Source organism: Ignatzschineria sp. F8392, assembly GCF_002252045.1.
Taxonomy (GTDB): Bacteria; Pseudomonadota; Gammaproteobacteria; order Cardiobacteriales; family Wohlfahrtiimonadaceae; genus Ignatzschineria.
Window position 1 is genome coordinate 245,130 of sequence record NZ_NEFF01000001.1, and the last position, 23,527, is coordinate 268,656.

Annotated in this window: 20 protein-coding genes and 1 riboswitch; of the genes, 16 read left to right on the forward strand and 4 right to left on the reverse strand. The window is 41.2% G+C overall.

The features are described from left to right. Window positions 1–53: 53 nt before the first annotated feature. From recN to B9T19_RS01090, 3 genes are all read right to left on the reverse strand, one after another. Entirely contained in the window at window positions 54–1,724 is a 1,671-nt protein-coding gene (recN, locus tag B9T19_RS01080; protein WP_094566771.1) for a DNA repair protein RecN, read from the reverse strand. An 89-nt stretch (window positions 1,725–1,813) separates the two neighbouring features. Next, complete coding sequence (locus tag B9T19_RS01085) at window positions 1,814–2,065, reverse strand: glutaredoxin family protein (protein ID WP_094566772.1); 252 nt, start codon at window positions 2,063–2,065, stop codon at window positions 1,814–1,816. Between the two features lie 290 nt (window positions 2,066–2,355). Beyond that, window positions 2,356–3,309: an arsenic resistance protein gene (locus B9T19_RS01090; protein ID WP_233146753.1), complete on the reverse strand. Its 954-nt coding sequence runs from the start codon at window positions 3,307–3,309 to the stop codon at window positions 2,356–2,358. A gap of 297 nt (window positions 3,310–3,606) precedes the next feature. Here B9T19_RS01090 and B9T19_RS01095 point away from each other — a divergent pair, with 297 nt between their 5' ends. The 16 genes from B9T19_RS01095 to der all read left to right on the forward strand — a co-directional run bounded on the left by B9T19_RS01095 (window position 3,607) and on the right by der (window position 22,829). Beyond that, window positions 3,607–4,581, forward strand: a complete 975-nt coding sequence (locus tag B9T19_RS01095; RefSeq protein ID WP_094566774.1) for an SIS domain-containing protein — start codon at window positions 3,607–3,609, stop codon at window positions 4,579–4,581. Between the two features lie 110 nt (window positions 4,582–4,691). Beyond that, complete coding sequence (locus B9T19_RS01100) at window positions 4,692–6,668, forward strand: UvrD-helicase domain-containing protein (protein WP_094566775.1); 1,977 nt, start codon at window positions 4,692–4,694, stop codon at window positions 6,666–6,668. Between the two features lie 143 nt (window positions 6,669–6,811). Then, complete coding sequence (locus B9T19_RS01105; RefSeq protein WP_143436839.1) at window positions 6,812–7,552, forward strand: hypothetical protein; 741 nt, start codon at window positions 6,812–6,814, stop codon at window positions 7,550–7,552. A 13-nt stretch (window positions 7,553–7,565) separates the two neighbouring features. After that, entirely contained in the window at window positions 7,566–8,330 is a 765-nt protein-coding gene (locus B9T19_RS01110) for an energy transducer TonB (RefSeq protein WP_094566777.1), read from the forward strand. A 7-nt stretch (window positions 8,331–8,337) separates the two neighbouring features. Next, window positions 8,338–9,081, forward strand: a complete 744-nt coding sequence (locus B9T19_RS01115; protein ID WP_094566778.1) for an ABC transporter ATP-binding protein — start codon at window positions 8,338–8,340, stop codon at window positions 9,079–9,081. Between the two features lie 9 nt (window positions 9,082–9,090). Further along, window positions 9,091–10,113, forward strand: a complete 1,023-nt coding sequence (locus B9T19_RS01120; RefSeq protein WP_233146754.1) for an iron ABC transporter permease — start codon at window positions 9,091–9,093, stop codon at window positions 10,111–10,113. A gap of 269 nt (window positions 10,114–10,382) precedes the next feature. Beyond that, a riboswitch (cobalamin riboswitch) is annotated at window positions 10,383–10,495 on the forward strand. A 16-nt stretch (window positions 10,496–10,511) separates the two neighbouring features. After that, window positions 10,512–12,470: a TonB-dependent siderophore receptor gene (locus B9T19_RS01125; RefSeq protein ID WP_094566779.1), complete on the forward strand. Its 1,959-nt coding sequence runs from the start codon at window positions 10,512–10,514 to the stop codon at window positions 12,468–12,470. A 189-nt stretch (window positions 12,471–12,659) separates the two neighbouring features. Next, window positions 12,660–13,667 (forward strand): ABC transporter substrate-binding protein, encoded by a 1,008-nt coding sequence (locus tag B9T19_RS01130; protein ID WP_094566780.1) that lies wholly within the window; start codon window positions 12,660–12,662, stop codon window positions 13,665–13,667. Window positions 13,668–13,743: 76 nt separating this feature from the next. Continuing rightward, the gene (gene ndk, locus B9T19_RS01135; protein ID WP_094566781.1) at window positions 13,744–14,181 is read left to right on the forward strand and encodes a nucleoside-diphosphate kinase; all 438 of its coding nucleotides are present in this window, start codon (window positions 13,744–13,746) and stop codon (window positions 14,179–14,181) included. A gap of 105 nt (window positions 14,182–14,286) precedes the next feature. Further along, complete coding sequence (gene rlmN / locus B9T19_RS01140; RefSeq protein WP_094566782.1) at window positions 14,287–15,429, forward strand: 23S rRNA (adenine(2503)-C(2))-methyltransferase RlmN; 1,143 nt, start codon at window positions 14,287–14,289, stop codon at window positions 15,427–15,429. A gap of 448 nt (window positions 15,430–15,877) precedes the next feature. Further along, complete coding sequence (locus B9T19_RS01145; protein ID WP_143436840.1) at window positions 15,878–16,618, forward strand: tetratricopeptide repeat protein; 741 nt, start codon at window positions 15,878–15,880, stop codon at window positions 16,616–16,618. Between the two features lie 108 nt (window positions 16,619–16,726). Continuing rightward, window positions 16,727–18,190 (forward strand): helix-turn-helix domain-containing protein, encoded by a 1,464-nt coding sequence (locus B9T19_RS01150; RefSeq protein ID WP_158214319.1) that lies wholly within the window; start codon window positions 16,727–16,729, stop codon window positions 18,188–18,190. Window positions 18,191–18,209: 19 nt separating this feature from the next. Then, a complete protein-coding gene (gene hisS / locus B9T19_RS01155) occupies window positions 18,210–19,493 on the forward strand; it encodes a histidine--tRNA ligase (protein ID WP_094566785.1) in 1,284 nt (427 codons plus the stop codon). A gap of 99 nt (window positions 19,494–19,592) precedes the next feature. Beyond that, window positions 19,593–20,213: a tetratricopeptide repeat protein gene (locus tag B9T19_RS01160; RefSeq protein WP_094566786.1), complete on the forward strand. Its 621-nt coding sequence runs from the start codon at window positions 19,593–19,595 to the stop codon at window positions 20,211–20,213. A gap of 27 nt (window positions 20,214–20,240) precedes the next feature. Further along, window positions 20,241–21,386: a PQQ-binding-like beta-propeller repeat protein gene (locus B9T19_RS01165; RefSeq protein ID WP_094566787.1), complete on the forward strand. Its 1,146-nt coding sequence runs from the start codon at window positions 20,241–20,243 to the stop codon at window positions 21,384–21,386. 42 nt (window positions 21,387–21,428) lie between these two features. Further along, complete coding sequence (gene der, locus B9T19_RS01170) at window positions 21,429–22,829, forward strand: ribosome biogenesis GTPase Der (RefSeq protein ID WP_094566788.1); 1,401 nt, start codon at window positions 21,429–21,431, stop codon at window positions 22,827–22,829. A 239-nt stretch (window positions 22,830–23,068) separates the two neighbouring features. On the opposite strand, the gene B9T19_RS01175 is transcribed toward der, so the two are convergent. After that, window positions 23,069–23,488 carry a DUF4878 domain-containing protein gene (locus tag B9T19_RS01175; RefSeq protein WP_094566789.1) on the reverse strand — a complete coding sequence of 140 codons (420 nt, stop codon included), beginning with the start codon at window positions 23,486–23,488 and terminating at the stop codon, window positions 23,069–23,071. Window positions 23,489–23,527: the final 39 nt, after the last annotated feature.

Below are 23,527 nucleotides of genomic sequence, written 5' to 3' on the forward strand. Positions count from 1 at the left end.
ATAGGCCGTTTATAGGCCGTTTATAAGCAGTTAGTAAGAGATAATCTTCTGTATCATAGAGGGCGGTTACTCTCGATCATCTCTTTTGCATGTTCAAAGGTGGCTTCTGTCAGCTTGACACCCCCTAGCATTCTAGCGATCTCATCAATACGGCCTTTAGGAGTGAGTGCACGAATAGCCGTTGTTGTACTACTCTCTCCTTTTGTTTTAGCCACAACAAAATGGTGATGCCCAAAACTGGCAACTTGGGGAAGATGGGTCACACAGAAGACTTGACGACCGATGCTAAGTTCTTGCAGATAGCGACCAATCATCTCTGCAACAGCACCCCCAACGCCGGTATCCACCTCATCGAAGATCAAGGTAGGAAGAGATGAGCGCATACTTAGAATTACAGAGATTGCTAAGCTAATACGTGCTAATTCACCGCCTGAGGCAACTCTGCCTAAAGGTTGTAGAGGTTGTCCTGGGTTAGCAGAGACATTAAACTCAACTGCCTCATTACCATAAGGATGGTAAGGATTATTAGGCTGAAGATGAATTGCAAATTTTCCCCCTTCCATCGCTAAGCCTTGCATCGACTCGGTGATTTTAAGATTGAGTTCCTCAATCGCCTCTAATCGCTTCTGCGTGATCTCATCAGCCATCTTCTGCCAACGGATTTTCATCTGGGCAATCTTCTCCTCAAGCTCTTCAATCTCCTCTTCAGAGACATCTTGGGCACTAAGTTCCTGTTCAAGCTCTTGTTGTTTTATTAAAAGGTTGAGAGGGTCGATCCGATGTTTACGTGCTAGGCTATTGAGCTCTTGCATGCGGCTTTCGACCTGTCGTAATTCCTCTTGATCAAATCCCTCATGGTCCATTTTGGCATTGAGCTCATTTTCCGATTCACTACAGAGAATAAGCGCATTGTTGATCATCTCTTTTATATCTTTTACAGAAGGATCGAAGTTTTCGATGGTTTGTAGTGACTGTTCTAATTGTGCTAACTTTCTGGTGATACCATTTTCATCATCACTTAAGTAGTTGATCGCTTCTTCTAGGGCGGCAATTCTCAGCTCAAAGTTATTAAGATGATCAAAGCGTTCATTGATCGTTTCCCACTCACCTTCTTGTGGCTTTATGCTATTGAACTCTGCCAACTGAAACTTTAAAAAGTTGATGCGATCTTGTGTGCTCTCATCTCGGTTTTTAAGCTCATTGAGTTTACTCTCTAACTCCTGCATCTCTCGGGTAAAGATGGCAAGGTCATTCACCTCTTCTAGGCAACCGGCATATTGATCGACCAGATGGCGTTGAGCATTAGCACGTGTTAGTGATTGATGAGCATGTTGGCCATGGATATCGACTAAACGCTCACCGATACTTTTGAGTGCATGAAGTGGCATAGCGCGACCATTGATAAACCCACGGCTTCGCCCGTTGCTTGAGATAACGCGTCGAAGAATACAGAGATCATCATCAAAACCGATCGAGTTTTCAGTGAGCCATGCTTTAGCTCTTGGGATTTTGGAGATATCAAAGGTGGCAATAACCTCACCTTGTGCTTCGCCCTGATAGATCATTGAGCTATCTGCTTTTCCGCCTAATACAATTGAGAGAGCATCGACCGTTAAAGATTTTCCCGCGCCGGTCTCTCCACTAATAACAGTTAAATTAGGGGAGAAATCGAGTTGCAACTCTTCAATAATGGCGAAGTTTTTTACATAGAGATCAATTAGCATCGGAGATTCCTTAACTTATACGGTGTCTATTGTGAGGGTCGATGAACGTCTTAGTTTGAAAATAGGCTTTAGAGGTTTACTTCGAAAATCTATTTTGAGCTATTTTTTATTTTCTCGATGATTGCATCGAGATCAAGAGGGCTTTTGTAGATCTCCTCTTGCCATTTAATGACAGGAATAAACCAACCATAACGCTCTACTAATGCATCATCGTGAACAATATCGATATAGTGATATTGAATACCTTCAGCTTGTAAACGCTCTTCAACAGCTTCGCAGAGTTGACAATCTAATGTGCTATAGAGCACGACTGTGCCAATATTTTGAGTCTGATTTGTCATACTTTATTACGCTCTTTTACTTTGAATACCAATAAATGATCCAATAAATGATCGAATAAATGATCCAATAATCACCTATTGGTATGATCAATTGGCATTATCTATTGCGGATCATTAATTGACGACGATCTGGACGATGATCTGATAATTGTGTCGCTTAGTTTACTCAATCATCTCTTAAACGACAATAAAAATATTGCTTTTATGTAATATTTGTAAAAGTTTGCAATATTTTTATATTTATAAGCGTTATCACCAGTAGCAAGAGTTGCTGTCTCTATTTTCGGTAGTTAGAGTTTTGGCGTTATTGTGGTAAAAAGTAGCTCTCCTACAAGCTCTACTAATGTTTGAGTCACAATAACAGCCGCAACTAAGGTTCTAATTTCTGCAGGAAGTGCGAAGGCAAAGGGTAATACGGCTAAGGAATTACGAGTCCCAACACTATAGATTAGAGTGCGAGTCATTGTGATGGGCAGTTTTGCACTTTTTCCGACAGCGTAACTGATGATAAAACTCATAGACATAAAGCTTGCATACAACGGAATGAGTATTAAAAGGTAGTGTCGGTTATGGTTATTGAGGACGAGTTCTATCTGTGTTGAGATGATTAAGAAGAGTACAATTGCCATAAAAGGTACTGGTAGCCAAGCACTTAGGTTAAGGATTTTGGTGGATGATTGATATCTACTTGCTAGCCATTGTAATAACATCGCTAGGAAGAAAGGGATTAAAATCATAGTGGCAAAGGTGTGAATAAAGGGGGTAATCGTAATAATTTCCGCAACTTCCTTACCAATAAAGCACCAAAGGTAGAGCGGCAGTAGCAATATTTGTGTCATAAAAAGGAGTGGCGTTGCGCTTAACATCATTTTTGCATCACCTTTCCCGAGCTTTGTAAAGACCACAACATAATCGATACAGGGGGTAAGCAGTACAAGTAAAATTCCTATTTTGAGTGTAATCGGAGGTGAGAAAATGGTGAGAAGAAGTGCAATAAGAATGGGGACGGCAATATAGTTGAGAGCCAATAAAATAATAAAAAAACAACGATGTTGAAAACTTGATTTTATTTCCCAAAAAGGGATTTGTGCAAACATTGCAAACATCAATATCCCTAGAGCAGGGGTGATAAGGTTCTCTAAAGTCGTTTTTGTAAGTTGATTGATGAAAAGCCCTAATACGATAGCAATAATGGTAGTTATGATATAGATCTGAATCTGTCTTTCTTCTAATTTCTTGAGCATTTTTACACCAAAATCAATATTTAATGATCGTTGCGCGCCGGGGGAGAGGAGTATCATATTCCTAATAATGGGTGAAAGTATATTTGTTGTAAAATAAAATGGACTTACAGTCATACCATGCTTCTTTTGTTACGCTATAATTGCATCAATTTAAATGACATACTCATTAACGAAATAGTGGCGAGCTCAATAAAGATTCGTCAATATGATGGATATTACTAGTTCCCTTTATTCGGGTAGTTAGATTAGTTTTTCTGGTTCTATTAACAAAACTTTATTTAGGAGAGAGAGCTATATATGGCTGTACATCGAGAAATATACCTAACCCATGCAAAGAATGTTTTAGCTGTTGAAGCGGGCGCCATTTTGGCATTACAATCGGAGATTGATGAGAATTTCCTACAAATTTGTGATCTTCTGAAAAATTGCCGCGGGCGCGTTGTCGTGACGGGTATGGGTAAGTCTGGGCATATTGGCAATAAAATTGCAGCAACGATGGCGAGTACCGGCACTCCTGCCTTTTTTCTCCATCCCGCAGAAGCAAGTCATGGCGATTTGGGAATGATTACTGAAGAAGATGTGGTTCTTGCGCTCTCTAACTCTGGTGAGACAGATGAGATAATTGCTATTTTACCAATTATCTCTCGGAGAGATATTCCGCTTGTGGCAATGACCGGGAATCAGCACTCCACCTTAGCAAAATCAGCCGACTATCACCTTTTAGTGAAGGTTGAGAAAGAGGCCTGTCCTCTCAATTTAGCACCGACAGCAAGTACAACTGCGGCGCTTGCGATGGGGGATGCATTGGCCGTCACGTTATTGGAGATGCGAGGATTTACCTCTGAAGATTTTGCCTTCTCCCATCCCGGCGGTAAATTAGGTCGCAGATTACTTTTGCGTGTTGCCGATATTATGGCTCCTTTTGAAGAGCTTGCGGCACTTCCTGAGTCGACAACATTAACCGATACTCTTTTAGCAATGACCCAAAAACCGTTAGGCGTTTCAGTCGCTATTGATGATCAACAGATGCTTTTAGGGGTCTTTACAGAAGGGGATCTTCGTCGCTCTTTGATGACAGGGCGAGATATTCATGAGCTCACATTAGGAGATTGTATTACGCGTACGCCTTATATTATTGCGCCCGACGCTTTAGCTGTGGATGCTGTACATTTAATGGAGACTAAGAGAATTACGGCACTCCCAGTTGTTGAGGCGGGGAAAGTACTAGGGGTAATTAATATGCATCATCTTCTTCAAGCGCGAGTGATTTAGAGCTCTGGTGGGGGATTATAAAGTCTTATAAGAGACTATAACGGCTTATTAAAACTTTTAAGGGGCTTTTAAGAGTTTGTAGAGAGTTTGTAGAGCAATAAAGGGTAATAATGAAACTCAATCCGGAACAAGCAAGTGCGGTTAATCATATTAAAACACCACTATTGGTATTAGCCGGTGCGGGCTCAGGAAAGACGCGTGTTATCACCGAAAAAATCAGATATCTGGTTGATGAGCACTATTACGATCCGCGATCAATCTATGCTGTGACCTTTACCAATAAAGCAGCAAGGGAGATGTCGGATCGATTGATCGGAACAATGGGGAAGGAGCGGGGACGTAAAGTGCGCGTCTCTACCTTCCACACCTTAGGGCTCTCTATCTTAAAAAAGCATGGGAAGTTGATCGGTCTGCGCCCGGGATTCTCTATCTATGATCAGAAAGATAGTATGCAATTGATGGAATCATTGATGGAGAGTGATTCTGAAACGATTCGTTTGGCATTAGATCGTATCTCTACGTGGAAAAATGATCTACAGAGTTTAGATGCGCTCCGTAATGCTGTTTTAGACCCCTTTGAAAGCTCTCTTGTGGAGCTTTATGATCGTTATCAGACTCAGCTTCTCTCCTATAATGCGATCGATTTTGATGATCTTATTCTTCTACCCCTACAATTGTTGCAAAAATTTCCTGATGTTCGCTATCACTGGCAAAAAGAGATCCGCTATCTGCTCGTCGATGAGTATCAAGATACTAATATGTGTCAATATGAGTTGGTGAAGTTACTGATAGGGGATCATCACCACTTAACTGTTGTCGGGGATGATGATCAGTCGATCTATGCATGGCGAGGCGCACGACCTGAAAATTTACATCAATTAAGAGTCGATTTTCCAGATTTAACATTGATTAAACTTGAACAAAACTATCGCTCAACAGGCCATATTCTTAAAGCTGCAAACCATGTGATTTCACTCAATCCTCATCTCTATGAGAAGGCACTTTGGTCCACATTAGGGGATGGAGAGAAGATTGAAATTCGCGACTTTAAGAGTGCCGAAGCAGAGAGTGAATATATCGCTACTACAATTGTGCATCATGTGATGTTAAATCGTGCTAACTACAGTGATTTTGCTGTTCTCTATCGTGGTAATCATCAAGCACGAATCTTTGAGATGGCACTGCGTATGCGCGGTGTACCGGTTAAAGTGGTTGGAGGAACTAGTTTTTTTCAACAGCCTGAGGTTAAAGATCTTCTCTCCTATCTCAAGCTCATTAGTAATCCAGCGGATGATCCCTCTCTGTTACGGGTAATTAATATCCCCAAAAGAGAGATTGGTGCGGTAACGCTCAAAAAAATTACAGCGTTTGCCGCAGAACATCATCTCTCCCTTTTTGAGACCTTAGAGCACCCCCATTTAACAAGTTATATTGGACGAGCAGGGCATAAATGCGCTCAATTTGCCGCCCAAATTCGTTCACTGAGTCGTTATGAGAATCATGTTGAGAAACTCTTTGATAAATTGATTACCGATATTGGTTATGAGGGGCATCTACGAGATCAGGCAACTTCTCCTAAATCATTTGAACGGAAATTGAATAGTGTTAATGCATTAAGAGAGTGGTTTGCCGGCGAAGAGGGGAGTTTGGGGGAGATACTCTCCCACTTAACTTTGATCTCTATTTTAGAAAATCAACGAGAAGAGGAAGAGGCAGATGCTGTGACGCTCATGACGCTCCATAGCGCTAAAGGATTGGAGTTTCCCTATGTTTTTATGGTGGGATTGGAAGAGGATCTGCTCCCGCATCGAAATAGTATCGATAGTGATATGGTTGAAGAGGAGCGTCGACTCTTCTATGTGGGTGTAACCCGAGCTCGGAGAAAATTGGAAATCACCTTCTGTCGGCAGCGCCGGCGTTATGGTGAGTGGGAGTCTTGTAAGATGAGTCGCTTTTTAGAGGAGTTGCCGGAAGAGAATATTGTCTGGTATACCGATGGCAAGATGCCCTCAAAAGAGGTTCAGCGCCAAAATACGGCAGATACGCTTGCCGGATTACAGGCCATGCTCGATGGGCTAGAGCGATGAGAGATTCTATGCATAATGAAATCAATAAAGGTGGCATAAGCGGTGGTATAAACGCGTTGGAATATGGATCTAAAAAAAACATTAGCAGGGGAGTAAACTTAGCAGATAGTGGGATTGCTATTTGTCGAGTTATGGGTCAGATTATGGCTCGAATGTTTGCACCGATCGGACGAAGAGGATTTATTGAAGGATACTTTATTCTCTCTCTGATGGCATTATCGCTCTTGGCACTCTTTCTCTACCACTATACTGATGTTGCAGAGTCGCCACAAAAACTCTTAAAGGGTATTGCTAACCTGATACTAGAACGCAATTTCTACTTAGTTATTGTGATGCTCTTTTTTTTAAGCTTTGGTATTCTCTATCTACTACGAATACGAGATAGTAGACTTTCACCGATGTTAAAGGGGCTCTTTTTTCTACCTCTTTTGCTCTTTTATCTCTTTGCTGCTGAATTGATTTTAGTGCTCACCAATACCATTGTAGAGACCAATTTTTTGCAGATGATAGCCGCGATTAAGCGCTTTTCACAAACCGCGAATGGGGAGAATTTCTCTCAAATAATTCCTCAGAGCTGGATTCTTTTATTAAAAGAGGGTGCATGGCGTTTTCAGCTACTCTCTCTTTTGCATCTCTTGGTTCTGATCTTGCCGTTACTTTTGCCGACCTCTTCCTCTCTAGATGAGAAGCGCTCTACCTCTACTTTTCAACTGATCTTTATCACTTTCTTAAAGATTCTTCGCTATCTCTTTTTCACCCTTGCGCTATTATGGTTTCTCTTGAGTCTTCTATGTTGGGGATATATCACTTATCAGACATTTCAAATTGAGAGCGCCATACAATATTTACAAGATTATCAGCGATTTCAAATGCTATTTCAGTAAATGAGAGAGAGTGATGATCAGGCGCATAATAGTTGTGATAGCAATTTTGGCATCGTTACTCTTAAATGGAGGATTGCTCTGTGGGCTTCTTTTTTCTCTTAAGGCGGATCAGCTGATTTTAGCGCAAAATGCCGGAACAGTTGAAGGAGAGCAATATTTATCGATTCAGCTATTAAGTCAGAGCCCTTCTTTAGAGACCAATACCGAGGTGGAGGTAGCGATAGAGGCAGATCCTAAAGAAAAGAGTGGAGAAAAGAGTGAAGAAAAAAGGGGAGAGCAAGTGATCGACCCGATAGATCCTCCCCAAAAAAGGGTTAAAAAAGGGCGTGAAGCTAGAAAAAGCTTAGAGAGTCAGCAGCAGCGTGCAGATACAAAACATCTAGCGAAGAGGAGCGTTGAGCCAAATAAGAATCCCGCACCTCAAAAGCAAAATAGTAAAACAGAATCACTCGCCAAAGAGGCGCCGGCAGTTGAGAAGGGTGAGAATAAGGGGAGAAGCGGCGATCAATTTGCTCAATCTTTGATGAATACTATTCTTTACAATATTGAAGGTTGCTATCCAGAGGCTTCAAAACGAAGGGGTGAAGAGGGTACGGTTGAGTTAGCATTGCAGCTGAAAGGGGGGCATATTGAAGTGATAGTGCTGAAAAGCTCAGGTTATGGACGACTTGATCGCTGTGCCATCACATCTGTTGAGAGGGCGTTAAAAAAGAGCCAGATTAAGGAGCTTCCTGCAAAAAGGGTTAAACTAAAACCGATTCGATTTCAATTACGCTAGGAGAGAGATGTTAAAAGTTGAAGCATTGACGGCAACCTTATCGACAGGGGAAAAGATTCTTACTGATATCTCCTTTTCGCTTCCTAAGGGGGCAAAGATGGCGATCATCGGCCCTAATGGTGCAGGGAAAAGCACTCTGCTGAAGGCATTAATCTCGGCAATTCCGGCAGATTATCGTACTTTAAAGGTTAATGGTTGTCACTTTGAGCAGCTCTCTTTAAGAGAGCGGGCATTGCAGATGAGTTATATCGCCCAACAACAGCAAGTCGATGAGGAGATTACCGCATGGGAATGGTGCGAGCTGAGCCGTTACCCACACTATTTAGCAGGTAAAGCCAGGGGGATAGATGATCAGATTATTAAATCCTCGTTGCTTCGTTGTGATGCGCTTCAATTTGCCGGAAGGAAATTATCAACCTTAAGTGGCGGAGAGCGGCAACGGGTCTATATGGCGGGGGCCTTAGCGCAAGAGACGCCCCTAATTTTACTTGATGAGGTGGGTGCTGCATTAGATCCCAAACATCGAGAGACGATCAATCAGTTGATTGCGCTTGAGCCGGAGAAGACCATTTTATCGATCACTCATGATCTTAATATGCTCGATGCTTATAGCCATCTTCTCGCGCTCAAAGCAGGACGTGTTTTAGCCTTTGGCTTCAGAGAAGAGGTTTTATCAAAGTCATTACTGCACTCTCTCTTTGATTACGCTTTTGAAGAGGTAGTTTATGAAGAGAAACGGCGTTATTTTTAAGGAGTTGGTGTGGCACAGCTATCAGAGATCACAAAAATCGATAAGAGAATTAAGAATAAGCTCCTCTATTTAGGTGGCATGAGCCTCATTTTTTTAATGATAATGCCCTCATTTGGGCTCACATTTCTTCTTCCTTGGGGAGAGGGCGCTGAGCTCTATTGGCAACTGCGTTTTCCTCGAGCGGTTGCAACCTGGTTGATTGGTGCAGGATTAGCGCTTGCTGGTTTGGTATTGCAAGCGATTTTACGAAATCCATTAGCAGAGCCCTTCACATTAGGGGTTGCGGCGGGGGCAAGTTTAGGAGCGGCTATCTATATCTATTGGGGGATCTCCTTCTCATTGGGGATTATGACCGGTTTGACGATCTTTGCCTTTATCGGCGCATTGATCGTGACGATCATTATCTATCAGGTGAATTTTCGAACAGGGCACTCGCCTATTAAATTATTGCTAATGGGAGTGATCTTAACCTTCTTTATCTCAAGTATCTTGATGTTACTTCAAGCTTTAGGGCGCTCCTCCTCGGCATTAGCGATGATGAGTTGGATGATGGGGCGACTCTCCTTGATCTCTTTAAATGATCTATGGCAATTGCTGTTGATAACCGTTTTTTCATCAATCATTATCTTTCGTTCGTTGATTCCTCTCAATCTATTGCAGCAAGGACAGGAGGTAGCACTCTCAAGAGGGGTTGATTCTGTTCGTGTGATGCAGGTTCTCTTTGTTATTGTCAGTTTAATGGCTGCTGTTTTTGTGGCTATTGCCGGGCCGATAGGCTTTGTTGGTATGGTAGTTCCTCATCTGGTGAAGCGAATATTAGGGAGTAGTGATCATCGTTATCTCTTTTGGGGCGTCATCTTTTTAGGGGGCGGGTTATTAGTTGTCGCCGATACTATAGGATCTGTGATTTTACGACCTTCGGAGATTCCGGTGGGCGTGATCACCGCTCTTTTAGGGGCGCCCTTTTTTCTCTATCTTCTTCTCAAGGGCAGTCGGCAGGAGCGTTTTATAAAGCCGCCTCGTAACGGGTAAGTTTAAGGTATTTAAGGTATTGAGTTACATATCAAGCCTATATTTCTCGGGATTAATTATTTTGAGGCATTTTTTAATATTATTTGAAAACAATGGATGGGTGGTAGTAGCGGTGCAAAAGGGATCCGGATCGATTTTAAGATTAATGCCCTCATTAATTTTTTGCATCTCCAGATAACTTTGCTGATACTATCTCCGGCAGATTGAAGGATCGATACGATTTCGTTTTGATGATCGGTTGAGATCTTTAGCAATACTTTTAATATTTTTTATTAACATTAAGCGCTAGGCTTTGGGAAGCAGGGTGAAAATCCCTCACGGACCCGCCACTGTGATGTCATGCGACAGAAGTCAGATACCACCTAGCGTCTACAACTCTCGAGGTTTAAGAGGCAGATATGAATACCCCTTTTTCTAATAAAGGTGCTCCGGCACTTCTTCTTATTTCATCCTTTCTATTAACTCCCGCACTTGCAGATAAGATCATAACCGACAGTAATGATGAAGAGATTATCTTTACTGCCAATAAAAGAGCGACACAACTTAGTGAAGTAGGAGCGCAGAGTATCGTTATTACAGAAAAGGAGATTCAAACACGGCAATATCAGAGTGCAGTTGAGGCACTTGCTCATCAGCCCGGCATCATTTTGAGTCAAAATAGCTATAGCGGTCCAAGCACTCTATATTTAAGAGGAAGTAGTAACACCCTACTCTTAATTAATGGTGTGCCGGTATCTGATCCGATGGGAACCGATCATAATTTTAACTACTCGCTTTTGGGGCAGTTGTTAGATGTTAATCGTATTGAGGTATTAAAAGGTCCTCAAAGTGCGCTCTATGGAAGCTCAGCGATGGGAGGGGTTGTTCAGATCTTTACTAATGATCTCAATAATCCCGGCACTCGTTTTCGTATTATGGCAGGATCATATGAAACGGTTCAGGTTGGGGCAACAACGACAGGTGCCGTAGGTGATCTGCGTTACTCTTTAAGTGGGCTTTTCTATAATACTCGTGGTATCGATGTGACTACAGATAGACCTAATAAGCCTCAGAATGATTATGATAAAGATCGAAATAAAAACCGCCAATTATCAGGGCGTTTTAATTATATTTTGAATGATAGCTTAGATGTCGATTTAGATTTCACCTATAACAATCGTTATGATGAATTCGATAACTTATACAATGTAACGCCTTACAATGACTATAACAAATCGAAAATTTTTACAGGAAGAGTAGGGCTCAATGGTTCATTTTTTGAGGATCAATGGAGCTCAACCCTCTCTTATGGTGTAGTGAATTTAGATCGAGATAGTTATTCGGGGGAAGATGTTTATCGTTTTGATCCAAATCCAAACTGGGATAAAAATGATCCTGATTCTCCGGAATATGTCTCTGTCAAAATTGGTGAAAGACCAACAGATTCTCGTTTTCGTGGAAAAGCGCAAACAGTTAATTTTGATAATGAATTAAGCTTTTATAAAGATTTCTCAACCCGTTTTGGAGTGGGGTATCACCACGATAAAGGGTCAGATAATAGTCGCTTAGATCACTCACAAAATACGAAGAGTATCTATGTAGAACAATCTCTCGATTTTGCAGATAAGTTCTTTAATACAGTGGGAATTCGTTATGATAAAAACTCTATTTTTGGAAGTAAAACCACTTATCGTTTAACTTCTCGTTATAACATCAATGAGATGCTTGCCGTTAAAGGGAGTTTCGGGACAGGATTTACAACACCGACTATTTATCAATTATATGTTCCAGTATATGGAGATAAAGATTTAAAACCGGAAACGAGCCGTGGTTATGATTTGGGGATTGAATTAAGACCTTCATCCAATAGTCTGATATCACTAAGCTATTTTTATACTGATTATAAAAATATGATTGCAGGAAATTCTAAAAACAACTACAAATATGAGAATTTAAATAGAGCAAAGATTAAAGGCTTTGAAATAGCTGGCTCTATGGCAATAACGGATCAGTTAGCTTTATCTGCAAGTTATACTTATCTTAATGCTAAACAGAGGGCAGAGGGAGAGAGGTATGAGCAGATGCTGCGACGCCCCAAGCATCAAATTACAGCGAATGTGACTTATCAACCTATTCATAATTTAACGCTTAACGCATCGGCTATCTATTACAGTCAACGAGAAGATGCCGTTTATGGTAAGCCCAATGTAAAACTCGACCCTTTTGCTCTTTTTGATATCACCGGCATTTATAAGATCAATAACACCTTTGAAGTCGATGCAAAGATTCAAAATCTCTTTAATAAAGATTATGAGTTTGCTCGAGGTTATCGAGAAAAGGGAAGAACAGCTTACCTTGGAGTGAATATCTCTCTTTAGGATACTGTTTTATAAGTACATTAAGCATTGAAAGTAGTATTGAGAGAGTGCTATTTCAGCATTGGAATAGCACTTTTTTAATGGGCTAATTTGAGAACTTATGTAATTATAAGTTGACTGGTTGATTAGTTGACTAGCTTATAAATAAATTTATAAACTCATTACAAAAGTGTGTGGATCGATAACATTATGAATAATAAGGCTGCGTTAGTGGTACAAACCCTCATACAAGCATCTCTACAAAGACTCAAACTCCGTTTTTGCTATATCGCCAATATTGTCCAAATAGTTGTTGCCGGCATTTTGCTTATCATGCTGTGTGCTCCTACCTTTGCTGCAACGATGACTATTCCTAAAGGAGAGAGTCGGCAATGCCAAAGAATTGTCTCTATCTCTCCGGCATTGAGTGATATGTTGGTAGAGATGGAGTTAGAGGAGCATATTGTTGGTGCGACACGTTATGATCGTCTGCCGGCAACAGAAAAGCGTGAGATTATTGGTGGTTATTTTGATCTCAATATTGAGAAAGTGGTCTCATTGAAGCCCGATATTGTCTTTCTTGAGGGGAATGTGAATAATCCCATATCGGAACGATTAGCAACTTTGGGTGTTAAAAATCGTGTCTATGCGCTCGACACCATTGAAGAGATTGAAGCTGCGAAGCAGGAGATTGGCCACTATTGTGAAGGGAAGATGGAGATTCACTCTCAAACGCTGAAAGATCAGTTAGCGGCCTTAACGCCTCTTGATGAATTTGATCAAGAGAAACCTCGTGTGTTGATACTCTACAATTATGGTGATCATGCTGAAACTATTTTGCCAAAATTAGCAGCAGGCCGTAGTTTTCATGGAGAACTGTTGGAGACACTTGGTATGCGCAATGTCTATTTGGGATCGCTCAATGCGCCGGAGTTAACGCGAGAAGCGATCTCTATTCTTAATCCTGAATGGATCTTTATCCTTAATGGAGCGGTTGATGATACATCCTTAACACGCAATGAGTTGGTTGTGAAACAGCTCTCTCCCCGTTGGGAGTTTCTCTCCCGTGTAGAGGCTGTTAAGAATCATCATGTTTATGAGATATTTGGCTTTTATACACAGATCCCTTCCGTTTCTGCAATGAAGCAGTTAGCGGCTCTTTTTGCACAATTAGTCTATGGTATTGAGATCGAAGATCGGGCGGTATCAACTCATTAAATTTCGGGTGTAAAGTTGCTAAATATGGTAGACTAAGCCGCTTTATCGACCGATTTATTGATTTTAGGAGTAAATTATGAGCAAACAACAGACATTATCGATTATCAAGCCAGATGCAGTTGCTAAAAACTTAGTAGGTGCGATCTATTCACGTTTTGAAGCAGCAGGTTTTAAAATTGTTGCAGCAAAAATGACTCACTTAACACGTGAAGAAGCTGAAGGTTTCTACGCAGTTCACAAAGAGCGTCCATTCTTCAACGATTTAGTTGAATTCATGATCTCAGGTCCTGTTGTGATCTCTGTATTAGAAGGTGATGATGTGATTGCTAAACATCGTGATCTTATGGGTGCAACAAATCCTAAAGATGCATTAGCAGGTACACTTCGTCATGACTATGCAGAATCAATCGATGCGAATGCGGTTCACGGCTCAGATGCGCCTGAAACAGCGAAAGTAGAAATTGAATACTTCTTTGGTCCTAACGCAGTTGCAGCACCTAAAGTGTGTGCATAATCGCTAAGCACTAAAGAACAGTACCGACCCGCAATATTGGCAGTGTTTTTAGACGCTATCGATATTGCGGGCGTATTGATAGTAATAGAAGGACTCTAAATATCTATGTTAGATATTGACATTGAAGTAAAAGTTGAAGATGTGAAGCGTCAAACAGATCTGATTAATCTTTATAGTTTGACCTTTGCCGACTTAAAAGAATTTTGCCTCTCAATCGGGGAGAAACCCTATAGAGCGACCCAAATAATGAAGTGGCTCTATCATAAAGGGGTACGTTCGATTGATGAGATGACTGATATCTCAAAAAAGACACGAGAGAAGCTCAAAGGAATTACATCATTATCACTTCCCGAGGTGATCATGGATCATCTATCAGAAGATGGAACGCGAAAATGGTTGATTCGTTTAGATTCCGGTAACTCAATTGAGATGGTCTATATTCCCGAAGATGATCGAGGAACGCTCTGTGTTTCATCACAGGTGGGTTGTGCGCTCGATTGCTCTTTCTGCGCAACTGGAAAGCAGGGCTTTAATCGAAATTTAGCAGTGGAAGAGATTATTGGGCAACTGATGATTGCAAAGTTGTTGCTTAATGATTTTGAAGAGATCGATAACTTTACCCCTAGAAAAGTGACTAATATTGTCTTTATGGGGATGGGGGAGCCACTCCTAAATTATCGTAATGTGGTAGCTGCGATGGATATTATGCTCGATGATTACGGTTTTGGGCTCTCAAAACGACGTGTGACCTTGAGTACTTCAGGCGTTGTGCCGGCACTCTACCGTTTAAAAGAGGATATTGATGTCGCTTTAGCGATCTCTCTGCATGCACCCTATAATTCATTAAGAGATGAGTTAGTGCCAATCAATCAGAAGTATCCTATTGAAGAGCTTTTAGCGGCATGCCGTAACTATATTGATGGCACAAATAAGAAGATTACGTGGGAATATGTTCTTCTACGAGATATTAATGATCGTGATGAAGATGCTCATGCGCTAGCACGTTTGATCCGTAATATCCCCGGAAAAGTAAACTTAATTCCTTTCAATCCTTTTGATGGTGTTGATTATAAGACAACAGAGCGTCAACAGATCGATCGCTTCCGTTCGATTCTCATGAGTTATGGACTTGTTGTGATGACTCGTAAGACGCGTGGTGATGATGTTGCTGCGGCATGTGGTCAATTAGCAGGGAAGGTCAAAGATCGTACGAAACGAACCGGTCAGAGTGAAGTGACCGAAGGATAGATGATCGAGAGTTGAGATCTTTTGTTCGCTTCTTCTCAATGAAGCTTCTTATCAATAGATATTAAGAAGTATCGGAAGGCATCGGGAGCGTTACCGTGAGGTTAGTTTTTAAAGAGAGCGTTATCATTGTGATACGCTCTTTTTTGTTCTCTCTCTATCGATTTGTTTCCTCTATCATTTCTCTATTTTTCCCCTATCTTTTCCCGTCTTCTCTTTTTAATCATTATTTACTCACCGCTTGTCGATCATCTGATCTCGATTGAGATCGTGATATCTATTTTAAGCCTCATGATATTGCTGACATTTCATGATATTGAGAATCATGACCTAACTTTATCTAGTTATCTAGTTATCTAGTTCTCTAGCTATCTAGTTACCGTGTCATTTCATGATCTCTTTTCTGCACTAAGAGAGACTGATATAGAAAATTGATGAAAGGAGTCGGCTGTTGAGAAGAGCGTTGTTAAAAAATGTATTATTAATAATGATCGCCTTTGGAGTAATAGGGTGTGCTCATATAGGAGGATCGGGGGCGCTAACAACTTATCTCGATCAAGAGGCGCTCTCTTTAGCGGATCAGAAGCAGTATGAGTTGAGTCTCTACTATATCGAGTCAGGACATTATAAAAGCGCCCGGGAGAAGCTTGAGCGATTGGTGATAGACAATCCCAACTTTCCCGATGCTTATAATGGATTAGGAGTGATCCATGAAAGGCGAGGGAGAGTGACGTTGGCGGCTGATTATTTTTTACGAGCAATTCAATTAAATCCCAATTATGATACGGCGATCAAAAATTATGGGGTATTAATGTGTTATGTCACGGGGGGAGATGGTATTATCTCTATGGCAAAGGATCAGTATCAGACGATGGTAAAATCTCGTCTATATAGTGAGGCGGCAAGGTGTTATCTCGATAATGAGAAGTATCAGCAAGCCACAGATGCCCTTAACAAAGCGTTACAATTCGATACCGATTATGCTGATAGCTATCTAATTAAAGCAAAGCTCGACTATAAATTAGCACAATATGAATCGGCCGAGAGCGCAATCTTTCATTTTAATGATCTCAATGGTTATACAGAAGAGAGTGTTCGCTTAGCGCTTATCTTAGCGGAAAAGAGGGGCAATCAAGCAGATATTGATCGCTATAAAAATATATTAGTCGAGCAGTTTCAGATGACGAAATAGTGTCATATAGTGTCATATAGAGACATCAAAATAGAAATAGAGGCCGCTATACTGATAGCTTTTATCTGTAGATAGGGCGTTTTAATGAAAGATGAGGAAGAGGAAAGCATGAATGCACAGGAACTAGGCGCAAAGCTAAGAGAGATCCGATTAGAGAAGGGCTTATCAATAGAGCAAGTTTCACGTGTATTATCATTAAGACCCGCGCTTGTTGAAGCGATGGAGAGTGGTGATTATCGGGAAATTGGGGCGCTTCTCTATGCAAAAAACTACCTCAAAAAGTATATTCAATTTTTAGGGGTTGATGATCCCCATTTTAGTGCAAGCGTTGAGGCACTTTCCGATGGTTTAGATCCTAAGAGTCAAGGTTTTTACGAAACCTCAAAGGTGAAGCTTGAGGTGGAAGAGAAGAAGCGCTCCAATAATTTTAAGTATTATCTTCTCTTTGTTTTAGTGCTCTTAGCGATCTTTGCCTATCTCTATCAGAGTGGTATGATTCCTTCTCCTTTTAGAGAGAAGTTATCTACTGAAGGGCAAGGAGCAGTCTCTCTTCCTAATGAGCGACTCCCCTCTTTAGAGCTTGAGTATAATCTTAAAGAGAAGGAGTTAACCTCTTATGAAGAGAAGAGCTTTGAGGAGATTCTGCTCGATGCAACACAGCAACAACAAGATTTAATGGTTAATGAGGTTCATGGAACAGAATCTCTTTTACATTTAGAGAGCGATGCCTTTTCAGAAGATCCAGAAAATGCCCATCTTGTAAGGTTAGATCTACAAAGTGAATTGAATATCGATGCGATGCTCCCAGAACTTTCTAATAAAAGAGGGGGATATCAACGCTCGGGAAATTATGCCGTTTTAGGAAAAGCGCTTCGAAATTATGCCCCGCTCTTGACCGATGATAAATTACCACTTATCGATTTGGGCTCAAAAACGGTCTCATCACAATTTATAATTCCAGAAAAGCATATCGATTATCTCTATCAGTCGCCCAATAGCGTTCGATTAGGGCTTATCATTCCTAAAAGCTTTGAAGAGCAATTGGCGGCATTGCAATCTAAGAAGCTCTCTCTCTATGATCGGGAGAGTGGTTACTATCCCCTTTTAAGTCGTATTGTTGCTGAAAAACAGCTTCTAAAGTTGAAGCGTGAGTATCAAGCGTTGAAAGAAGAGGAGGGAGCTCTCAATGCTCTTGTTGTGGCAGATGATGTCGGTGATAATCTATTAGGCGCTCTTAAGCAGAACCTCCTACTGCAAGCAGAAAAAGAGGCCTCAATTAGCACTCTACAGGCCCTTTTAGAAGAGAAAGCGATCGTCACAATTGTGGCACAAGATATTACAACTTTAGGGGTTGAGGATGAGAAGGGGCGCCAGATTGCCAATAAGGTACTAAAACGAGGTGACCAGTATCAGTTAGAAGGGCAAGGGATTTTTGAGATATATTTAGGGAATCCGGCAGTTATTGATAGAATAATGGTAAATGGAGCGCCGATTCCAGAGTATCATTATAAGCCCTTAACAGAAGAGGCTGTATCGATCCGTTTTTCGCTCAATTCAGGACAATATCTTTAAATATCATTAGGAAATAGTAATGAGTAATAAAATTAATGCATTGCGTGGAATGCACGACTGCTTACCTGCTGAAATTGGTTATTGGCAGACAATTGAAGGACATCTCCGTTCACTCTTTGCCGAGTATGGTTATTGTGAAATTCGGACCCCGATGTTAGAAGAGACCCGTCTCTTTACACGTTCAATTGGTGAGGTGACCGATATTGTTGAGAAAGAGATGTACACATTTCCTGATCAGAGTGAAAGTTTGAGTCTCTCTTTACGCCCTGAGATGACGGCGGGAATCGTTCGTGCCGGCATTCAGCATGGACTCTTCTATAATCAGGTGCAAAAATTGTGGCAGATCGGACCTGCATTCCGTTATGAGCGTCCTCAAAAAGGGCGCTATCGTCAATTCCATCAAGCAGATGTTGAGGTTTTTGGGGTTGAAACACCGGATGTTGATGCTGAAATGTTAGCGATGTTAGCTCGCTTTTGGCAACGACTCGGCATTGCAGATGAGGTAAAGCTTGAGATCAACTCGATGGGAACAGCGGAATCTCGTGCTCAATATCGTGAAAAATTGATCCAATACTTTGAGGGTTTCATGGATCAATTAGATGAAGATTGTAAGCGTCGTCTCTATACCAATCCTCTTCGTATTTTAGACTCAAAAAATCCTGATTTAAATGAGATTATTGCCGGAGCACCTAAACTACTAGATCATCTAGATTCTGAATCAAAAGAACATTTTGATCTGCTCTGTCAGCAGCTCGATATTTTAGGTATTCCTTATATTGTTAATCCTAGAATCGTTCGCGGTATGGATTACTACACACGTACGGTCTTTGAGTGGACGACAACAAAACTCGGTTCTCAAGGAACGGTTTGTGGCGGTGGGCGTTATGACAAGATGGTAGAAGAGTTAGGGGGCCGTTCAACGCCGGCAATCGGTTTTGGTATGGGAATGGAACGACTGATTCTTCTTTGCCAAGCTTGTGGCGTTCAGGCACAGGAATCAACACCCCTTTTAACCACGATCTTTTTGGGTGAAAAAGCAACATTACAGGGGCTCGCAATCGTTGAGTCTTTACGCAATGAGATTGCGCATGCTGAAATTATCACCAACCTAGGGGGTGGTAGCATGAAGTCTCAGATGAAAAAAGCAGACCGTTCAGGAGCGAAATATGCTTTAATCATGGGTGAAAATGAGTTAGAGCAAGATATTGTGATCTTAAAAGATCTCAGAGAGAATGGGGCGCAAGAAGAGATTGCTCGAACAGAGTTAGCGACATTTCTCCGTGCTAAGTTAGCAGAGCGCTAAGTCGGTAATATAGAGTAGATAGGATTAGATGTTAACCTATTCAAATAATTGAAGTAAACTAGAGTGATTTCTAATTTTAGATCAAAAGGTTTAGATTGAATGGCTTTAAATCAATATGAAACAGATGAGCAACGTGCAGAAGTACTGATCGATTGGCTCAAGAGAAATGCGGGCTACCTCCTTCTTTTAGTGGTAGTTGTGGTCGCTTCCATCGGGGGCGTGGAATATTATAAGCATCATAAGGTGCAGAAGCTCAATGAGGCTTTTGATCGTTATGATACCTTTTTAACAACTTATGATAACGAGCCTGTAGATCTAGGGAAGAGTGCAGTACTTATTAGTGAAAATGAGGGGGTTTATCAGATCTTCTCAGCACTTCTTTTAGCCAAAGAGGCTCATGGTGCCGGTGATTACCAAGGTGCGGAAAAATTATTAAAATCAGCTTTGACAGTAGATCTTAATGATCCTGGTTTAAAAGATCTGATCAATTATCGTCTTGCGATTGTTCAATTTGATCAAGGAGAGGATCAGCAGGCGTTAGTGACGCTAAAAGAGATTCAATCATCAGAGTTTTTAGGTTTACGAAAAGTATTAGAGGGTGATATCTATAGCGCATTAGGTGAGATAGAAGATGCGAAGATCGCTTATGAAGAGGCTCTCAGTAGCGAAGTTGTTCCTGATGATGCGCGTGATAAATTGCATCTTTTAAGTGCTCAATAATCAATCCTCGATAGGACTCTAAGCAATATGAAAAAAATCATTACAACCTTGATCATATCATTAGTGATTGCTGGCTGTGCCGGCGGTCTTCGTGGTAAAAGTAACTTGACGCCACCCACTGAGTTGGATTTAACGGTGCCGGCAACTTTAGTGAGCCAGAATTGGCACATTAAAACAGGTAGCCAAACCCCAAAAGAGAGTAATCTTCGCTTCTATATTGCCGATGATGGTTTAGGTACACTCTATATCGCCGGACAAAAAGGGGTTGTGACTGCTATCGATCGTCATAATGGACAAAAGCGATGGGAAGTTAAGACGCAATCTCCTCTCTATACCGGGGTTAGTTATAGTCAAGGCATTCTCTTAGTCGGAACGCAAGATGGGCATATAGAGGCACTTTCAGCTTCCAATGGTGCGCAAGTTTGGCGTCAAAAACTGTTAGGTGTTCCTGCTGTTCCTCCTGTCGGAAATGGTCAATTAGCGATTGTACGAACCCTCTTTGGTGCGGTAGAGTCATTTAATCTGCAAGATGGTAGTGAGGAGTGGGCTTACCTCTTCCCACGCTCAGAGTTTTCGGTTCGAGGTGCAGCGCCTCCGACATTCCTCAATGGTAATATCTTAATTGCCGGCGATACGGGTACACTCTCTTTAATTAATGCCGAAACAGGAGCTGAGATCTGGAGTAGAGTTCTTAGTCAGCCTCAAAATGGTAGCTATATGGGGGGATTGCGAGATGTTGATGCCGCGATTATTGTCTCGCCACAGCGGATCTTTGTGGGACAATATTTAGCAGGTGTTACAGCTTTAACGCATGATGGCCGTAAGTTATGGCAAGCAGGTAAAGGCGTCTATGCGGGGCTTGCTTATACCGGTGAGAGTGTGATCTCTGTAGAGAGAGATAGTACAATTCAAGCATTGAATGCTCAAAATGGAGCATCAGTGTGGCAAAACCTCGATTTAAGAGGGCGCAATTTAACGAAGCCTGTGATCGTGCGAAATCGTATTGTTGTAGGTGATTTTGAAGGATATGTCCATGTTATTGATGCAACAACAGGAATACTTCAAGGCACTACAAAAGTAGGGTCAACAGGATTTTTATGGGATATTAGAGAGATCGATGGCAGTGTCTATCTGCTCGATTATTCAGGTACACTTTATAAAGTTTCGATATAAATACGATATTTTGATTCGATATTAATTAGTATAAGGGAAAGGATGTCACAACCACTTATTGCGCTAGTAGGGCGTCCCAATGTAGGAAAATCGACAATTTTTAATGCATTAACGCGAACAAGAGATGCGTTAGTTGCCGATCAACCTGGTTTAACTCGTGATCGCCAATATGGTGAAGGGCGAGTAGGTGATCGTCCCTATAATGTATTGGATACCGGTGGATTATCAGGTGATGATAATCAGATGGATAATCTCATTGCAGAACAGGTCTGGATTGCCACTGAAGAAGCAGATCTTATCTTCTTTATTGTTGATGGTCGGGCAGGTGTTACGGCTTTTGATGAGCAGATCGCAGATCGACTTCGGAGAATGGGAAAGCCGGTCATTGTTGTTGTTAATAAGGCTGAGGGTATTTTACCTGAAGTTATTGTCGGTGAGTTTTACTCATTAGGTTTAGGGGAGCCTATTGCTATTTCGGCCTCCCATAATCAAGGTTTATATGAGTTACTTCATCGCGCTTATGAGGAGATTGAATTTCCTGAGGCTGTTGTCTCTGAAGAGATTCAAGATGATATTATCCGTTTGGCGGTCTTCGGTCGTCCTAATGCCGGGAAATCGACTCTCATTAATCAGATGGTGGGAGAAGAGCGTGTTTTAGCCTCTGATGTGCCGGGAACAACGCGAGATAGTATTGAAATTCCATTTACAGCTTATGATCGAGAATTTATTCTCATCGATACTGCGGGGATTCGTCGCCGTAGTCGTGTCACTGATATGATCGAGAAGTTTAGCGTTATCAAGAGTTTAGATGCTCTTGAGAAAGCGAATGTTATCGTCTTTGTCTTTGATGCTAAAGAGGGATTATCGGATCAAGATGCGACCCTTTTAGGAGCTGTTTTAGAAGCTGGTAAAGCGCTTGTTCTTGCGGTTAATAAATGGGATTCGCTCGATGAAGATGAGAAGAGTTGGGTTCAACAAGATTTTGCGAGACGTTTTGCCTTTATCGATTTTACGGAGCCGCTCTTTATCTCTGCGCTGAAAGGACAGGGAGTACGTCAAGTGATCCGTCAAGCGATCGAGGTATTTGATCAATCGATGCGTGAATTCTCTACAAATGAGCTCTCTAATATTTTAGAGTATGCTGTTCATGCGCATCAGCCACCGATGGATAAAGGATATGCACCGAAGTTGCGTTATGCGCACCAAGGGGGCAAAAATCCATTGAAGATCATTATTCACGGTAATCGGACTCAATATGTTAAAGATAGCTACACTCGTTATCTTAGCAATATGTTCCGTGAGCAGCTTGAGATTGTCGGAACCCCGGTTCGTATCCTCTATCGTACTAATGAGAATCCTTATGCAAATCGTCCAGGAAAAACCACAGAGATTCGTGGAAGTGCGAAGCGTAAACGCAAATTAGAGCGAGCAAAAGAGAAATAATAGAAATAATATAATAGAAGCAGGATAAGAGAAGCTAGAAGAGAAGTCAGAAGAGAAAATGGATCGATTCGTGAATCTCCATCTCTTATTAAGATTTTTGCTTAACCTCATTATTATAGAATTTATCATTATTTATCATTATTTATCATTAAAAAGGTCATAACGTTAAATGTTATGACCTTTTTCATTTGTGCGCTTTACTGTGTAGTGAGCCAAGTAGTGAGCTAAATGGTGATCACTTATCCAATTGTTAATTGCCAAAATCCCGTATGATCTTTTGTGAGTACTAGTGTATCGAATTGATAATCGCCATCATTGTAATAGAGGGTATAGCGGACAATAGCCCGATCCTTTTCACTGTTATATTCAATGGTATGATACTCAATTTTATTAATTCCCCCCTTTTCTTGAATATTGAGTGCAAGATCGGTGAAAATAATTGTTAGAATTTCATATGCTTCTGCCTCTGCTTCAGGATCTTTTAGTTTCTCTTCAAGATTGAAAAGGGAGAGAAGCTCGGGATAATTCTGCTGGTTGAGGGATTCATAGAAGAGTTGAATACTCTCTTCAGGAGAGTGGGAGGGAGTACATGCTGCAATTAGAAGAGTCAATCCCACTATGGATGTGCGTAATAAAATTTTTAATCTATGAAACATCATAAGCCTTAAAGGAGATTGGAGCTAAGAGCAGATTATAGC

Coding starts and splice junctions, on each gene's coding strand:
- B9T19_RS01095 (WP_094566774.1), top strand. CDS start 3,607: ATGGCTGTACATCGAGAAATATACCTAACCCATGCAAAGAATGTTTTA.
- B9T19_RS01175 (WP_094566789.1), bottom strand. CDS start 23,488: ATGATGTTTCATAGATTAAAAATTTTATTACGCACATCCATAGTGGGA.
- recN (WP_094566771.1), bottom strand. CDS start 1,724: ATGCTAATTGATCTCTATGTAAAAAACTTCGCCATTATTGAAGAGTTG.
- B9T19_RS01090 (WP_233146753.1), bottom strand. CDS start 3,309: ATGCTCAAGAAATTAGAAGAAAGACAGATTCAGATCTATATCATAACT.
- B9T19_RS01165 (WP_094566787.1), top strand. CDS start 20,241: ATGAAAAAAATCATTACAACCTTGATCATATCATTAGTGATTGCTGGC.
- ndk (WP_094566781.1), top strand. CDS start 13,744: ATGAGCAAACAACAGACATTATCGATTATCAAGCCAGATGCAGTTGCT.
- B9T19_RS01130 (WP_094566780.1), top strand. CDS start 12,660: ATGAATAATAAGGCTGCGTTAGTGGTACAAACCCTCATACAAGCATCT.
- B9T19_RS01085 (WP_094566772.1), bottom strand. CDS start 2,065: ATGACAAATCAGACTCAAAATATTGGCACAGTCGTGCTCTATAGCACA.
- B9T19_RS01125 (WP_094566779.1), top strand. CDS start 10,512: ATGAATACCCCTTTTTCTAATAAAGGTGCTCCGGCACTTCTTCTTATT.
- B9T19_RS01150 (WP_158214319.1), top strand. CDS start 16,727: ATGAATGCACAGGAACTAGGCGCAAAGCTAAGAGAGATCCGATTAGAG.
- B9T19_RS01160 (WP_094566786.1), top strand. CDS start 19,593: ATGGCTTTAAATCAATATGAAACAGATGAGCAACGTGCAGAAGTACTG.
- B9T19_RS01115 (WP_094566778.1), top strand. CDS start 8,338: ATGTTAAAAGTTGAAGCATTGACGGCAACCTTATCGACAGGGGAAAAG.
- der (WP_094566788.1), top strand. CDS start 21,429: ATGTCACAACCACTTATTGCGCTAGTAGGGCGTCCCAATGTAGGAAAA.
- B9T19_RS01105 (WP_143436839.1), top strand. CDS start 6,812: ATGGCTCGAATGTTTGCACCGATCGGACGAAGAGGATTTATTGAAGGA.
- hisS (WP_094566785.1), top strand. CDS start 18,210: ATGAGTAATAAAATTAATGCATTGCGTGGAATGCACGACTGCTTACCT.
- rlmN (WP_094566782.1), top strand. CDS start 14,287: ATGTTAGATATTGACATTGAAGTAAAAGTTGAAGATGTGAAGCGTCAA.
- B9T19_RS01110 (WP_094566777.1), top strand. CDS start 7,566: ATGATCAGGCGCATAATAGTTGTGATAGCAATTTTGGCATCGTTACTC.
- B9T19_RS01100 (WP_094566775.1), top strand. CDS start 4,692: ATGAAACTCAATCCGGAACAAGCAAGTGCGGTTAATCATATTAAAACA.